Consider the following 14,893-nt stretch of genomic DNA (forward strand, 5'->3'; position numbering starts at 1 on the left):
CAGGCCGATCAGTTATAAGTCACCACGAAGGTCGCGCTGGCGTTCGCCTCGCCCGCAGTCACTGCGGGCTGCGTCTGGATATAGCGGGCCTGATAGGATAAACGATAGTTCGTCTGACTGCCTTTATTCCCGGACCAGACCTGGCTCACCTGGTTTAGCGGCACCAGCGCGCCGCCGGCGCTGAGGATTTGCACGCCAAGTCCGGATGCGCCTTCAGGTTGGTCATCGATTTTAATCACCTCGTTGGCGGCGACAGCGCTGTCCACCGTCGCGTTAAACTGCATAAACACGCTGCCGACATTTTCACAGTTCGTCAGGTTGATGTTAAAAGGAACCGGGGCGGTGGTGCTGTTGAGCCCGGTAAACGCGGTTTTGTTATGCCGCCCGAGGAAGACGTTAATGTTTTTACTGTCGTCAGTAATCTTGCAGGTGGGTGATTTGACCTGAATACAGAGCCCACTGACGCTAAAGCGCATCGCCTGTACTCCGCCAAGATAAATATCGCCAAGGTAATCGTTAAGGCAATACTCGCCCGGCGGCGGTAGACCGCCGTTATCGGCAATCCGCCAGAAATAGATGGTCGGTTTTTTATTTTCCGCCTGAAATGCGCGCTGGCCGGAAAATACCGGCGCTGAGGGCCAGGCCGTGAACAGGGGATCGAAATTAATGCCATCCTGTTCCCCCATCTGGAAGCTGTAGCCAATGCCCGGCAGGCGGTCGATGCTGTAGATATCCCCGGGCTTGCCGTCTCCCGCCGGGCCGACCCGTGAGCCGCCGATGCTCTGAAACCCGCCGGGCTCGCTGCCGCTGCAGGCGATCTCCCAGCGTTCGTTATTAGTGATAATCATCCCTCCGTAGCTGTATAGCAGGGAGCCGATGGGGCGATTGCTGACGTCAAGGTTGATACTGGCCTGGCTGACGTTCACTGAATACTCGATAGTTTTGCCACTGACCATCTGGCACGCTGCCGACAGCGAGGCGCAGTATCCGCCGGCCAGCAGAAGCGGTACCCCTGATGCGATGATTTTTTTCATATTACTTCTCCTTTATTCCCGGCCGGCAGACCTGATGCGGCGTACCGCGGCTAACCTGTTGCGCCGCGTCGCCGCGGATGGCATAGGCCAACCGGCAGCGTTGCCCGCTGCGTTCGCCCCATACTACCGAGACGCTGCCGTCGGCCTGCGGCACCCGGGCATACAGCAGCCCGCCCTGACCGACGGCGCCAACCGCCCGACCGCTGTCGTCAAACACCTCCGCGCCCAGCGGGGGCGCCGCGCCATCCGGCAGCGTGACATGGGCAAACCAGGGATAGCCGGTACGCGTGACAAATTTGACCTTCACCGCCGCGCCCGAATCGGGCACCACCGTCGTGCTGCTGGAGACAATCTCCACATGGTCGTTCAGACCCTGCGGATCGAGATCCAGCCAGTTATCGGTAAAGGGATCGAGGTAAGGGATGATCGTAAAACCCTGGCGGTTTATCGGCTGTCCGAGGCGGTTTGCCACCCGAGCGCCCGCCGCGCCGGGCGCTTCCACAATGGCGAAGGTTTCCCCCAGTTCGGGGGTGGCGGTCATTCCGCCCTGATGCGCCACCAGGGCGCCCGATGCCCCCAGCGAGTACTGCTGCTGGTGGCGACCGGCGCTGGCGCTGGCATTCAGGTACGCATAATCCGTACGCAGGCTACCGTTGCCCCCAACGCTGGCCTCGAGCGGGTTCTCCCGCGGCATGTCGTAGCTGGCGGTCAGGCCATAGCTAAAGGCATTTTTCTCGCCAGCGCTGCCGGTATAGCTGGACTGCAGCTGGCTGCCGTAGTTCTTATCATGGTTAAAGCGGGTAGTCAGGCTGCCCGCCTGCCCGAACGGCAGCGAAAAGGAGACGCCCACCACCTGATTATTGCGGTGATGAATATCCTGACTCTGCTGGGCGTACAGGTAGTAATTGAGCTGACCATAGCGGTTGGCGTACCCCAGCTGATAGGAGCGCCAGCGGTGGTGGCGGACATCCTCACTCCAGATTCCGTTAAACGACAGGCTGCCGCTGCCGGCCTGCTGAGACAACGTCGCGCTGTAGCGGGTCATCTCCCGCCAGTCGTTGGGGTGACGGTCGTGCTCCCGGACGGCGTCGCGAATGGAACGATAGTTGCCGTCGTTGCTGTGGCTCATCGAGACCAGCATCCGCGTATCGGACGCGAAGGATTTTGATGCGGATACCCGCCAGCGATACCCCTCCTGCCAGCCGCGTTCCCTGCCCTTCGCCGCAGAACGGGAAAGATCGACCGCCAGCGCCCCCCAGTAGGTATTGAAGGCGCTGCCGACCAGCGTCGAGTAATAATCCGTCGTCGCGTTGGCGCCGGTATAGCCGCTGACATAGTCATTGAAGCCGTACTGCACTGTGGCTTCGCCAAATCCCGGCCGCCCGGCGATCCCGTCCTCATCCAGATAGCCCAGCGACAGGTCATAGTAGACCGCGCCTGCCCGCACCAGGCCAGGCAGCGCGGCGTACGGCACGGTAAAGGTCTCCTGACTGCCGTCCGCCTCATGGATCGTTACCTGTAAATCGCCGCCGGCGTTGGTGGGATAGAGATCGTCAAAGGTGAATTTGCCCGGCGGAACCGTGGCCTCGTACAACAGGGCGCCGTTCTGGGTGACCGTCACGCGGGCATTGGTGCGCGCCACGCCGCTAACCGACGGCGCAAAGCCGCGGCGGGAGCCCGGCAGCATGCGCACATCGGTAGCCAGCCTGCCGCCGATAAAACTGACGCTGTCAAAGAAGGTTCCGTCGGTCCATCCCTGACCCAGCCGTAACGTGGACGCCCAGTTCACTACACTTCTCTCAGCCCAGGTGGCAATGCTATCCCAGTGTGTATTCCCCTCCTGCGCCTGGTAGCTGGACTGGTGATGTAAACGCCAGCCAAAGGCGCGCAGGCTGGCATCCAGCCCGAGATAATGATGGCTGCTGCTATCCCCGTCGACGATGCTCTGATAGCTGTTGGCCTGATAGCGCAGCACTGCGGCGGGCACGCCGCTATCCACCTTCTTCAGGTTCACCGCCCCCCGATAATGGGGTTGCAGTAGCGCCTGGGGCATATTCACCCGCAGGACGTTTTCCCCGCTGTCATACTCCCAGCCGATCGCCTTATTGATCTGCGAAAAGCGCAGGCAGGTGGCCGCCGCCGGCCACTGGGCATCCTTCAGCTGCAGGGCGTCGAACAGCGAGGGCGAGATGCAGGGCTCAAGCTGGCCATCGTGTTCCTGGATAACAAACGTTTCTTCCGCCAGGTCCCGGCCATTCACCGAGAGCGTGCTGCGATACTGTCCGGCGTGCAGCGGATTACCGTATTGATATTTCTGGAGATCAACCTGCGCGGCGCCGTGCAAATGGGCGCGGTTAAAACTAAACGCCTCTGCCGCCCATGCCTCCTGCCAGGGAAGGAGCAGCATCAACCCAAACTTGATCTCCCTGAGTTTCATAATAATGTCCTTACTGAGGATAATTATGATTCACTACCGCGCCGTAATCATTGATGGTGGTGAAGCTGAATTTCTCCGGCAGCGTACGCAGCGCGACCCCTTTAAGCGCGATCTCCAGCGAGGAAAAAGGGGCGACCATGCCAGCGGACTGTTTTTGTCCGTTAAGGGTGATGCTGTCGATGGTGATATAGCGCGATGAGGCATTGCTCACCCGCAGCCCATTGCCCGTGGGAGCCAGCGCCCAGCGCAGGGCATTCACCGGCGCCATTTTTTCCGCCGCCACGCCTGCCGGACGGTAAAACAGCTTGATACGCGACCGTATCGCGAGCTGGAGGTAATTGATTGCCGTGCCGTTTTTCGGCTCAGGCGGGATGTCCAGCAGATTAAACCAGAACAGCGACTCCCGATCCTGCGGCAGACGGCTGCCGTTGAACACCAGGCGCCAACTCTGGCCCTTTCCCGGCTCGATACGCACAATCGGCGGCAGCACAATAAACGGCGCCGAATCTTTTTCCGGTTGATTTTGCACGCGGCCATCGTCGACCCAGACCTGCGTCAGAGAGGGGGTCTCCCCCATATTGGTGGCCCGGACGGCGATCTCTTTTTTGTCGCCGGGAAAAATAATCCGTGTGCCGTCAATAACCATGCTGGCGTCCGCCGAGGGTAAAATGCAGGACAGCAGCCATGCCAGAACCATACGCCGCATATTCACCTCCTCCTTGCCGGGTGGATAAACGGCCCCTGAGCGGGGCCGTGGACAGGGTTTACGGATAGACCACCGTAAAGTTGACGTAGGTAGCGACTTTTCCAGCCGTAGCGGCGTCGGTCGCATAGTAGCGGGCATAGAAAGGCAGCGAGGCGGAACCATCCTGCTCAGCCACCGCCACCGGGATCACATCCGGGCGAGCAATGGTGCCGTCTGCAGCGACCGCCGGGCTCTCCGCGAGGTTAATCGGCGTAAACCGGGTGTTCAGCAGTTCCACATCGACGTTTTCTGCTTCCGTGCCGTCAGACAGGGTATTTTTTAGTCGGCCCTCCGTGGAAACGTATTGATCTTTCTCGAAGTACACCGAGACATCAGCCCCTGGGGTGCAGCTCGTCAGATCGATGGTGAAGGGAACCACGCCCGCCGTCTCACCCGCGCTGCTGAGCGCTGAACGCTGGACCGTCGGCAGGGTCACCGTCTTGTCTTTATTCACTACCGTACAAGTATTTTCGATGACTTCACCATTAAAGGTGACTTTGCCATCAGCAGCCTGTGCCGCTACCGGAGAAAGCATCATCATCACCACGAAAGATGCCATTCCTCTGCTGTATTTTTTCATATTCACTCCTCATCACCACGCTTATGGAGAATCGTTCAGGAAATACCCCTGGCGTACTTTATACGTACAATTTATTAATGCTCATTCCATTGGATTAACCAGTTATCTTTTAACCCCTTCCCTGCACTGACATCCTACTCACTTCATTGTTTATTATTCAAATTCGCCACCAGGACCATTTCTACTTTTTATAGAAAAGTCTTAACACCACTCTGAAAAAGAAATAAAACAAATGCACAATAAAAGCATAACCTATTGTAAATAAATGATAATTTTTATTATATGTTTTCCATAAAATATTCGCAAAATGCGATCTAAATATCTCACCCTCATTATTAACCACCTCCTCCCACGTTCTCCCCCCTCGATTGAAAGCACAGGGAGTATGTTATTTCAGACGGGTATTCGCTACAGTAAATTGTCGAATCAGGCAGGACAGCATGCACAGCGTATTTATGCCAGGAGGTCATTATGTTGATCTGCATTGCGGATTCAGAATATTTTAATATTGCGCTGAAGGCGTATATTAATGAACCAAACAGCAAGCCTCTGGATATTAAAGAAATGCTCTGTTACCCATTTAGCGGACAGAGTGAGATGTTCTATACTTTTTTTGCGACCGATGCCGGAGCCCGGTTAAGCACCATCCTTATTGATTACAGCAGCGTCAGCATCGAAGTACTGCAGGTCGCGCTCAGTTTAAAATCGTTTAATCCCCTGATCCGGATCTTTATTTTTGCCAAATCAGGCTACCCGTTGAGCGAGCTCGAAAGCAGCCTCGCCATTGTGCTCGGCGCAGAGTTCATCACCAGTTTTGCCGGGCTCAGTACGGCGCTTGCCCGCGCTCCGCGCTGGACGTCGCCCCCCGCCGACAAGCTCTATATCGCCATACCTGACAGCTATAACCTGACCCGTAAGGAAACTTTTTTAATCAGCCTGTTGATGGGGGGAATGCCGTTGTGTCACGTGGCCAGCACCATGCAGCTCACGATCAAACGGGTCTACTACTACCGTTCACGCGTCCTTAGCAAGCTGGCGGTGAAAAATAACGTGGAACTGATGAACAAAGTTCAGGGGATGGTGTTGCGCCACTACCGACAGGAGACAGGCCATGAAATCGTATCTCTACGCTAAAAATCGCCTTATGTTGATTATCCTGAGCTGGCTAAGCGCAGACGAGGCGTTGCCATCTCGTCACGATTTCCAGCAGACTGAAGCCATCCTCAGCACCCTGCATATACCGTATGTGCTGAAGTCTGACCTTGATCAACTGAGAGCTACGCTACAGCCATTACTCGCCACACCCGGGCCGCAAGCCTGTGAGGTAGGCGCTTTTCTCAGCGCCCTGTTGGCGCTGTATACCCGGTTAACCGAATATACCGCCGTCGAGCACTATCTGCTCTCCCGGCATCTCTAAGTAGCACCCCGCCTGGGCAGGAAGACGCCGCGCGCCTCCTGCCCGTACGCATTACCTTGGGCCAGCAGACTGCTCGCCGCGTCGGGAGACGTAATCCCGATAGCCCTCGCCAACGTAAATCTGCCGTGGCCGGTAGATGGTCAGCGGCGCCTGGTGCATCTCGTTCCAGTGCGCCACCCAACCGACCGTCCGACCGACCGCGGTGACCACCGCAAACATCGACGAAGGCAGATTCATCGCCTTGAGGATCACCGCGGTATAGAAATCCACGCTCGGCGACAGGCCATTGTCCACAAAATAGGGGTCGGTCAGCGCCACGTCCTCAAGGGCCATCGCCACCTGCAGCAAACGGTCGGACATGCCTACCTCCGCCAGTACCCGATGGCTGGTTTCACGCAGGATCCCGGCGCGCGGATCGCGGTGACGGTAGCGCGAGTTGCCAAAACCCAGCCGGCGAAATGCCTGCGGATCGCGCTTCGCCTGGCGCAGAAACGCCGGAACCTGATCGACGCTTTCAATCTCCTCCAGCATTCGCATGCTCGATTCATTGGCGCCACCGTGCATTGGCCCCCACAGCGACGCCAGCCCGGCGGCGACGCAGGCGAATAAATTCGCCCCGGAGGAGCCCGCCGCACGCACCGTGGTGGTCGAGGCGCACTGCCCGTGATCGGCATGGAGCACCAGGATCTGGTTCATCGCCTGCTCGATGACCGGATTCAGAACATATTTCTCCGCCGGGATAGCAAACAGCATCTGCAGGAAATTTCCGGCATAGGAGAGATCGTTGCGCGGATACGCGGCGGGTTGTTCAATGGTGTACTTGTAGCTCATGGCGGCGATAGTGGGCATTTTCGACAGCAGCCGGGTGGCGGCCAGCGCCCGGTGCTGCGGATTTTCCACATCCAGGACATCATGATAGAACGCCGCCAGCGCCCCCACCAGGGCGCACATCAGCGCCATCGGGTGCGAATCGCGACGAAAGCCGCTGCACATGCGGGCTATCTGCTCGTGGACCAGAGTATGGCGGGTGATGGTCTCGCGAAAGGTTTGATAGCTGGCCTCATCCGGCGCGTCACCGTTCAGCATGATGTAGGCCACTTCGAGAAAATCGCACTGGCGAGCCAGCTGATCTACCGGATAGCCGCGGTGCAGCAGCACGCTGTTTTCCGTATCGATCCACGAGATCGCCGACTGGCATCCGGCGGTATTGGCGAAGCCGGGGTCATAGCTGCAGAATCCGGACTGATTTAGCCCGCGCATGTCGACTCCCACCGGCCCCCGCGTTCCCGGCACCTGCGGCAGGTCGATGGTCGGTTGTTGCCCGGCAAAAGAAAGCGTTAACGGTGTAGTGCTCATCCTGTTAGTCCCCCAGCAAGCTTATCAGCGACCTGAAGTCATTCTTCAGGCGGAAAGACCAACATAACCAATGTGATGCAGCATATTCATTGATGTCATCACTATAACCCTGACAAAGAGGATATTTTACTGGCCTTCACGGGGAAACAGGCCGTCTTTCCCCAGCCCACCGCCGGATAGCGGCACAAATCGCCAAGGATAAAGGCGATCATCGCTGTCAAAATTTACGCTGAGTAAAGAAAGGATGAAGAAGAGCTACCATGAATTTTGTGCTGTCGATGACCCTCATCTGCATTACCATCGCCTGGCTGATGATGAGCCTGCTGCCGGTGTAGATGCACCGCTAACCGCCACGCCAGTGGTCTGGATAACCCCTCCTTCAATTGATTTCCGCCGAGGTCTTCGCCTCTGAGGTTTCACAAGAGCCATATAAGAAGTACTGGTTGCATATCAGGCTGTTGCGTTTTCCCGCCGAGGGGTAGGCTAAAAGCCCACTGTTAAGGAGGTGATATGTCTGGACTGATCAATCCACATGCGGCCCCGGAAGAAGCAGCCTATGCGCTGCTGATTGAGCTCGTTCGCGCCCAGCGCGTGCCGCAATATGAAGGCGAAATTTCCGGCCTGCTGGCGATGTACGACGAAGCTGTTAAACACTTTAAAGAGAAAGAGACCGAGCGTTAGGCGTGGACATCGTGGTGCGAGGAAAACGTGACGCCTGCGGGAGACGCGCAGGCGTTGGCTGGATAGCGGCTTGCGTCATCAGCTGCCGCGGTAGGTAGAGTATCCGTACTGACTGAGCAGCAGCGGGATATGCAGTTTTTGATTTTGCTTTGTGACATTGAAAATAACCGGGACCACCGGGAAGAACGTATTCATGTTTTGGCTTTTAAAATAGTTACCGGTTTTAAACGTCACTTTATAAACCCCCGGCTCCATATTCTCCGCCTGCGGATAGAGCGATTTAATCCGCCCATCGGCATCCGTTTTACCGGTGGCGATATGCTGCCAGCTCTCCCCCTGCTGTTTATCCAGCTCAATCTGCACCCCCGGTGAAGGGAGCCCGGTTTGCTGATTAAGAATGTGTACGCTGAGCGTCCCCTCTGGCGCCGCCAGCGCACTGAAGCTGAGCAGGGAAATTACGGAGGCGATAACTAATTTCATAATCGTGACCTTATTGGGCAAGTGAAAGTGCCCTAACTATAGTCAGCGCGGCGGGGAAAAAAATTAAACTTTTTGTTATCAGATTGCGGTTATTTGGTCTGTCCCCTTCCCGTAGGCCGACGAGCTGGCCTCATCATAGAGAGAGGATATGTCTGCTGAGAAGGCTATCCGCAAGCAAAAGATTTGCGGCCAGAGCCTGGCACTCTCGCACGCCTCACAGCTCCTGGTCGTGTTTCTGACTACGTTGCCTACTTATTTTCATGCAGCATGATTAGCGTGTTACGCTCAAGCTCACCTCTCTTCCTGAAACTGATAAGAATGGTGAGCGACTTGACGCCTGATATATTCCGGCTTTTAAAAGACATCCTTGTTTTTAGGGTATCGTGCTTCTGCAGTATCGGATTGCTTTATTCCAGCCATCGATCAAGATGTTATCTCTGTTATCAAAACGAACCCGTAAGCCTGTACCGTTTAAACTTTCCGTGACCATAATCGAAATGGCTGAGTTCATATTTTGTTTCGTTAAGAAAAGCTTACCCTCATCAGTTAACTGGCTATCATCAAGAATAAAACCGTTAATTTTCGCACCGGTTTTAAGGCATCGAACGGTTGTCTGCGGGTTTGAAACAAAACTGACATTCATCGTTTGCGAGTTTCCAATATTCGTCATAAACACAGAGCAACCAGCGATAAGTGTTCCTGAAAAAAAGAGGCAAATTACCTTTAAAAAATAAGATGGTTTTTTCATAAAACACCCTAAATTTGAGATATTCCATTTTTACCATGCCAGCCTTAAAGCGTAGCTGGCATTAGGTATTTATGTTATTAACTATTAAAATTAGCGCGGGGATACTGTCGTTTGCCCACCTACGGATGAAATGGCAACTCGTTGCCCTACCGAGAATCGCGTTGGCCCCTGACGTTGTACGACCATGAACGTTCTTCCATCATCTAAGCGTATTTCAAGCTCGACCCCTTGAACAAGATTCATTCTTGCCTGAACCGCCTGACCAGCTAAACCTCCCGCAACAGCGCCAGTCGCCGTCGCCAGTCTTTGGCCTGAACCGCCACCGACGGCACTTCCCGCTACACCACCAATGACACCTCCGGCGACAGCGCCAAGCGCATTACTGTTATCACCCGCCTGAATTTGCACCGCTCTGACTGACACCAGCTGGCCATAAAAAACTTGTTGTACGCGTCCAGCCGTGGCTGAGGAATGGACATCACCTGAAAGATGACTGGTATTGGTACATCCAGCAATAACTAATGTAAAAGCAATTAAGCACATTTTTTTAAGCATGTTAACCTCTCCATTTGCTGCATATTAACGTCATCATTTCATAAATAATCAGCTGGACAATAATGATAAAAGTTTACTGGTATAATATGTATTATAGGCTTTAATCATTACGTCATCCTGAAAAAATTTGAAGATGAAGGGCAAGGGCTCACCAACCCCATTTGACGCCAGCAATAATCTACTAAGCTCTGATAATTGGGCATATCATGCAACGTCTCCCCCACCGCTGCCGGGTCCCAGGTCACAACCAACTATTTCAATGACCTCAATCCCGTCGTTTCATAACCGCGTATTTGTTTTGATATTTCTGTCGCGGGCCAGATCAATGGGCGGTGATAATGATCATGTTATTCCGGCTACGCCAGCGGAATGGCCACGGTAAAAGAGGTGAATAACCAGCAATTCGCCGTGGTGAACCCTACCGCTGCGCCCCACAAAGTTCCGGTGGCTCTGGGATCGAGTCGGTCCGCATGCAACCAGCCACCCTCCAGTGGAGCCAGAGCACTGACCTGCCCAATAGCGAGGAACGTAAAAAGCGCGTAGTTCAGTTCATTACGCCAGTAGCCACCGTTGTCTCCTGAACGAAGCCACGACTTAAATCGCTCGGCCTAGGCCAGCGTGAATATCCACTGCAGCATTCAGGTTGCTTTCAGGTCCGTGGTGATCAGAGTGATTATCAAGGGACCGATTGCAGTCTGCGTCGTCTGCTAGGCTGTATCCTGCGTCATGTTCTGATCAGCACGCTGGGGAAGCGGCAGAAAATCCGGATATAAAACGGTTGTCATTGATAGCCCCTTCCCAAATGAAATTAATCTACTCCATTAGAAATCATTGATTTCTATATGTTATGGAATATTTTTCATTCATTAATAGCAAACAATCACACATCAACTAAGATGAAATTGACCTACCTAAAAGATCATACACACAGCCCCAACAAATATAAATAATTATATGGATAAAAAAATGAATGAAATCAATAAGATGTTAAGCAAGCTATTTGATTCTTCAGGTACCATTATAAAAAACGTTATCCAACTCCTTCCTGTTTTTATATTTCTTTCCTGCATCTTACTTTGGCTTCACTTAAAGGCAATTTACCGTGTAGATTTATTCATGCCAAGCATGACAAACATTTCCAATGTAGTCCCTGTAATATTATCCTTTTTCCTATACATCATCAAACTATTGATCCCATCGATACCATTTTTGTTTGTGCCTTTTTTGTTCAAAAAAGACACTGAAGATAACGACCTTAAATTACCTACTAAATTAGCGATCACATTAATCTTATCATTTACAGTTTTTGCCATATCAATTCCATCCATTGCTTTTGTTTTTTCTCTACAAAAAGTCAACCCAAGCCATTATATGATGACGATACTAACAATTAACATGGCGCTAACAGCACTTGTTATTTACATTATTCTAGGGTTTAGAAAAAAGATAAAAAGCGTAATGTTACTTATACTCATATGGTCATCAATGAAAATCTCATTTCGAGCTATACAATCTCTTTTAGAGCAAATCGTTGGCGCCAACGCAAAGACATTCATACCAATTACAGGGCTATTTATAATTTATATATTATGCATCTTTGCCCCTGCCATTGCTTACATTTACTCTAGCATTAAAAATGACTATATAAATATAAAGCTTTTAGCTTTTGCATTGATGTTTCTAATATTACCTATATCTCTCATTAGAGAAATTAATGCATATACGATTGAAAAAACGATGGTGTCAATTGGCATTGCGGACTGGTGTGTAAACACCTATAGGATAAATGGAGTAAAGTACTCAAGTGAAACCTTTCCGGCTGAGCATTGGAATACAAGAAAAATTAAAGACAACAGCCATTTTTATATCAGCGCAACAGCCCCGTACAATCTCGGAGATAAAATACTATTGTGCCCTGAATATATAAATATAAATTATAGATCTATCATGTTTATAAATTTTAATGAAAACAAAGAGGATCAAAAGATTTTTAGACGGCTAGTCAGAAATCAATTCCAAAACTGCTTTATTTTTAACTCGTCTGATATTGACAAAGCCAATACGGCCTTCACGAATATCTTGGAAACTAGCCAACTACCCTCTGAAGAGAAATGCATTTAAGACTAATAACTCCTCATTACCTTCCGACTAAACCCAAATGCCTGCTGCAACTGAGACGATACTGAACCACCACGATCGATATCACTAAGCAGCAGGTCAACCACTGCGCTACCGTCCTGCATATAACCGTCAGTGTTCTTTATCAAAACCCGCAAGCCGATTAGCAATGGAACCAGAGAAGCGGTTGAGCGGTTGAGCGGTTGAGCGGTTGAGCGGTTGAGCGGTTGAGCGGTTGAGCGAATGCATGCCGGAGAGCATTAAGCCAGTGGTAATATTTGCACTAGCAACCGGCATGCGCCGCTCAAACGTCCTAGGCCTTGAGTGGCAGCAGGTCGATATGCAGAGAAAGGTTGCATGGGTAAATCAGGAGAAGGCAAAAGCGGGCAAAGCGATTGGCGGAGCTCTGAATGATACCGCATGCAGGGTATTAAGGGATCAGATAGGGAAGCACTCCCGGTGGGTTTTCGTTCACACCGCGGCAAAACATCGCCCGGATAGAACGCTGACGCCCGCGGTTCGAAAAATGCGATTGGATGACAATAACGCCTGGCGCGCCGGGTTGAAAAAAGCGGGGATCGAGGATTTCCGTTTTCACGACCTCCGGCACACCTGGGCGAGCTGGCTGATCCAGTCCGGCGTCCCGCTTTCTGTTTTACAGGAAATGGGAGGATGGGAGAGCATCGAGATGGTACGTCGCTATGCTCACCAGGCACCGAACCACCTGACCGAACACGCACGGAAAATTGACGCCATTTTTGGCGCTAGCGACACAAATACGACACAAGGAGGAAATCAGGCTGGTTTAAAACTGGCGTAAGTTATTGTTTATTAATGGCACGCCCTACAGGATTCGAACCTGTGACCTACGGCTTAGAAGGCCGTTGCTCTATCCAGCTGAGCTAAGGGCGCCCTGAGAAGCGAGTGCTTCGCGGAGTGAAACGCCTGGAATTATACGGTCCACGTCCGTTGAGTCAATCCATTTTGCCAGGAAACTGCGGGGCTTATACGATGCTGGCGAAATATCCCTCAGCAACTGTACAAGAAGCATACCACCGGGGCTCATGCGCGCGAAAATTCACTTAGTGGCCAGGCGCAACACACCAATACCCCTGAGCTGAGCAGGGTCAAAACAGGCTAAATTCGCCCCAGACAGGATAAAACCGCAAACGAGGACTGACAGCGAGGCCCGCTTCTGACAAAATATCCTCATCCCCCTTTCGTAAAGATACAGATGGAATCCTCTCTCTGATGGCAGCAAAAATTATTGACGGTAAAACGATTGCGCAGCAGGTACGCTCTGAGGTTGCGGAAAAAGTGAAGGCTCGCGTTGCGGCCGGAAAACGCGCCCCTGGGCTGGCCGTCGTGCTGGTCGGCAGCAACCCGGCCTCGCAGATTTATGTCGGCAGCAAGCGCAAAGCATGTGAAGAAGTGGGCTTCGTCTCCCGCTCTTACGATCTCCCGGAAACCACCAGCGAAGCCGAGCTGCTGGAGCTTATCGACACCCTGAATGCCGATAAGGCCATCGACGGTATTCTGGTTCAGCTGCCCCTCCCGGCAGGGATCGACAACGTCAAAGTGCTCGAGCGCATCGCGCCGGATAAAGACGTCGACGGCTTCCATCCCTACAACGTTGGCCGCCTGTGCCAGCGCGCGCCGCGCCTGCGTCCGTGTACCCCGCGCGGTATCGTGACCTTGCTGGAACGCTACAATATCGACACCTACGGCCTCAATGCGGTGGTCATTGGCGCGTCCAATATCGTCGGTCGCCCGATGAGCATGGAGCTGCTGCTGGCCGGCTGCACCACCACCGTCACCCATCGCTTTACCAAAAACCTGCGCCATCACGTCGAAAACGCCGACCTGCTGATCGTCGCGGTGGGCAAACCGGGCTTTATTCCTGGCGAGTGGATTAAAGAAGGGGCGATTGTGGTCGATGTCGGCATTAACCGTCTGGAAAGCGGCAAAGTGGTCGGCGACGTGGTGTATGAAGATGCCGCCGAACGCGCATCCTACATCACCCCAGTTCCCGGCGGCGTTGGCCCGATGACCGTCGCCACCCTGATTCAGAACACGCTGCAGGCGTGCGAAGAGTATCACGACGTTGAGGAGGCCTGAGATGGCGACATTTTCCTTAGGTAAACACCCGCACGTTGAGCTGTGCGATCTGCTGAAGCTGGAAGGCTGGAGCGAAAGCGGCGCCCAGGCGAAGCTCGCTATCGCTGACGGGCTGGTGAAGGTTGACGGCGCGGTGGAAACCCGCAAACGCTGCAAAATCGTCGCCGGTCAGACGGTGAGCTTTGAAGGCCAGAGCGTCACCGTCACGGCCTAATCTTCTGTGGCGCCGGTTCCGGCGCCACTTTTCTCCCGCAGGAAAATCAGAATAGTGCGGGGGTGCATTCTTTAACACCCTTACTAATAATGGGCTTTTATTCGAAGAATATCAGCCAATGCCGATGCTCATCACTCATGCCGCTATTCCACTCAGCCTGGGTTTAGGACCAGGACGCATAATCATCGCCCCTCTTCTGCGGCTGGCCGGCGTGGCGCTGGCAATGCTGCCGGACGCCGACGTACTGGCGTTCAAATTCGGCGTCGTTTATGACAACATTTTCGGCCACCGCGGATTTACTCACTCGTTACTATTCGCCCTGGTGGTTCCACTGCTGTGCCTGGTTATGGGTTGCAGGAAATTTTACTGCGGACTGGCGCTACTACTCTGGCTATATCGGCAACTTATTC

The 14,893-nt window shown here is 53.2% G+C and carries 15 protein-coding genes, 1 tRNA gene and 3 pseudogenes; 8 read left to right on the forward strand and 11 right to left on the reverse strand.

The genetic code is table 11. The features are described 5' to 3' along the window. Positions 1-8: 8 nt before the first annotated feature. From R0140_RS20705 to R0140_RS20720, 4 genes are read right to left on the reverse strand one after another with little or no spacing between them, the layout of a single operon-like run. Positions 9-1,034 (reverse strand): fimbrial protein, encoded by a 1,026-nt coding sequence (locus R0140_RS20705; protein ID WP_008805480.1) that lies wholly within the window; start codon positions 1,032-1,034, stop codon positions 9-11. A gap of 1 nt (position 1,035) precedes the next feature. Then, positions 1,036-3,471: a fimbria/pilus outer membrane usher protein gene (locus tag R0140_RS20710; RefSeq protein ID WP_317703887.1), complete on the reverse strand. Its 2,436-nt coding sequence runs from the start codon at positions 3,469-3,471 to the stop codon at positions 1,036-1,038. Positions 3,472-3,481: 10 nt separating this feature from the next. Further along, positions 3,482-4,177, reverse strand: a complete 696-nt coding sequence (locus tag R0140_RS20715; protein ID WP_040973725.1) for a fimbrial biogenesis chaperone — start codon at positions 4,175-4,177, stop codon at positions 3,482-3,484. 58 nt (positions 4,178-4,235) lie between these two features. Next, the gene (locus R0140_RS20720; protein WP_012542568.1) at positions 4,236-4,796 is read right to left on the reverse strand and encodes a fimbrial protein; all 561 of its coding nucleotides are present in this window, start codon (positions 4,794-4,796) and stop codon (positions 4,236-4,238) included. 471 nt (positions 4,797-5,267) lie between these two features. On the opposite strand from R0140_RS20720, the gene R0140_RS20725 reads away from it, so the two are divergent. Next, positions 5,268-5,930, forward strand: coding sequence for a LuxR C-terminal-related transcriptional regulator (locus R0140_RS20725; RefSeq protein ID WP_008805477.1), 663 nt, complete (start codon positions 5,268-5,270; stop codon positions 5,928-5,930). Then, positions 5,908-6,213 (forward strand): hypothetical protein, encoded by a 306-nt coding sequence (locus R0140_RS20730; RefSeq protein ID WP_022064705.1) that lies wholly within the window; start codon positions 5,908-5,910, stop codon positions 6,211-6,213. Before R0140_RS20725 ends, R0140_RS20730 begins: the two co-directional genes overlap by 23 nt. Positions 6,214-6,264: 51 nt before the next feature. Here the strand turns inward: R0140_RS20730 and R0140_RS20735 are convergent, their stop codons facing one another. Both R0140_RS20735 and R0140_RS20740 read right to left on the reverse strand, forming a co-directional pair. Then, on the reverse strand, positions 6,265-7,569 hold the full coding sequence (locus R0140_RS20735; RefSeq protein ID WP_032734906.1) for a citrate synthase: 1,305 nt from the start codon (positions 7,567-7,569) through the stop codon (positions 6,265-6,267). A 45-nt stretch (positions 7,570-7,614) separates the two neighbouring features. After that, a pseudogene (locus R0140_RS20740) lies at positions 7,615-7,755 on the reverse strand (hypothetical protein). A 324-nt stretch (positions 7,756-8,079) separates the two neighbouring features. Here R0140_RS20740 and R0140_RS20745 point away from each other — a divergent pair. Further along, a complete protein-coding gene (locus tag R0140_RS20745) occupies positions 8,080-8,250 on the forward strand; it encodes a hypothetical protein (protein ID WP_002892370.1) in 171 nt (56 codons plus the stop codon). A 78-nt stretch (positions 8,251-8,328) separates the two neighbouring features. Here R0140_RS20745 and uraH read toward each other — a convergent pair whose 3' ends face one another. The 4 genes from uraH to R0140_RS20765 all read right to left on the reverse strand — a co-directional run bounded on the left by uraH (position 8,329) and on the right by R0140_RS20765 (position 10,581). After that, positions 8,329-8,730 (reverse strand): hydroxyisourate hydrolase, encoded by a 402-nt coding sequence (gene uraH, locus R0140_RS20750; RefSeq protein WP_100781071.1) that lies wholly within the window; start codon positions 8,728-8,730, stop codon positions 8,329-8,331. Between the two features lie 373 nt (positions 8,731-9,103). Next, on the reverse strand, positions 9,104-9,478 hold the full coding sequence (locus R0140_RS20755; RefSeq protein WP_128205980.1) for a hypothetical protein: 375 nt from the start codon (positions 9,476-9,478) through the stop codon (positions 9,104-9,106). A gap of 90 nt (positions 9,479-9,568) precedes the next feature. Continuing rightward, positions 9,569-10,033, reverse strand: coding sequence for an outer membrane lipoprotein (locus tag R0140_RS20760; RefSeq protein WP_071787335.1), 465 nt, complete (start codon positions 10,031-10,033; stop codon positions 9,569-9,571). A gap of 356 nt (positions 10,034-10,389) precedes the next feature. After that, positions 10,390-10,581, reverse strand: coding sequence for a hypothetical protein (locus R0140_RS20765; RefSeq protein WP_162822884.1), 192 nt, complete (start codon positions 10,579-10,581; stop codon positions 10,390-10,392). A 418-nt stretch (positions 10,582-10,999) separates the two neighbouring features. Here R0140_RS20765 and R0140_RS20770 point away from each other — a divergent pair, with 418 nt between their 5' ends. Further along, positions 11,000-12,154, forward strand: a complete 1,155-nt coding sequence (locus R0140_RS20770; RefSeq protein ID WP_080923708.1) for a hypothetical protein — start codon at positions 11,000-11,002, stop codon at positions 12,152-12,154. Positions 12,155-12,380: 226 nt separating this feature from the next. Then, positions 12,381-12,971: pseudogene (locus tag R0140_RS20775) on the forward strand (site-specific integrase); the annotation flags it as partial. Positions 12,972-12,986: 15 nt separating this feature from the next. On the opposite strand, the gene R0140_RS20780 reads toward R0140_RS20775, so the two are convergent. After that, positions 12,987-13,063: transfer RNA gene (locus tag R0140_RS20780), tRNA-Arg, on the reverse strand. A gap of 339 nt (positions 13,064-13,402) precedes the next feature. On the opposite strand from R0140_RS20780, the gene folD reads away from it, so the two are divergent. From folD to R0140_RS20795, 3 genes and pseudogenes are all read left to right on the forward strand, one after another. Then, positions 13,403-14,269, forward strand: a complete 867-nt coding sequence (gene folD, locus R0140_RS20785; protein ID WP_244346033.1) for a bifunctional methylenetetrahydrofolate dehydrogenase/methenyltetrahydrofolate cyclohydrolase FolD — start codon at positions 13,403-13,405, stop codon at positions 14,267-14,269. A 1-nt stretch (position 14,270) separates the two neighbouring features. Continuing rightward, positions 14,271-14,483 (forward strand): ribosome-associated protein YbcJ, encoded by a 213-nt coding sequence (gene ybcJ, locus R0140_RS20790; RefSeq protein WP_048267531.1) that lies wholly within the window; start codon positions 14,271-14,273, stop codon positions 14,481-14,483. A gap of 118 nt (positions 14,484-14,601) precedes the next feature. Then, positions 14,602-14,880 (forward strand): annotated as a pseudogene (locus R0140_RS20795) (metal-dependent hydrolase); the annotation flags it as partial. Positions 14,881-14,893 lie beyond the last annotated feature (13 nt).

The sequence above is a fragment of the Klebsiella sp. w6 genome (assembly GCF_033100215.1).
GTDB classification, from domain to species: Bacteria; Pseudomonadota; Gammaproteobacteria; order Enterobacterales; family Enterobacteriaceae; genus Klebsiella; species Klebsiella variicola.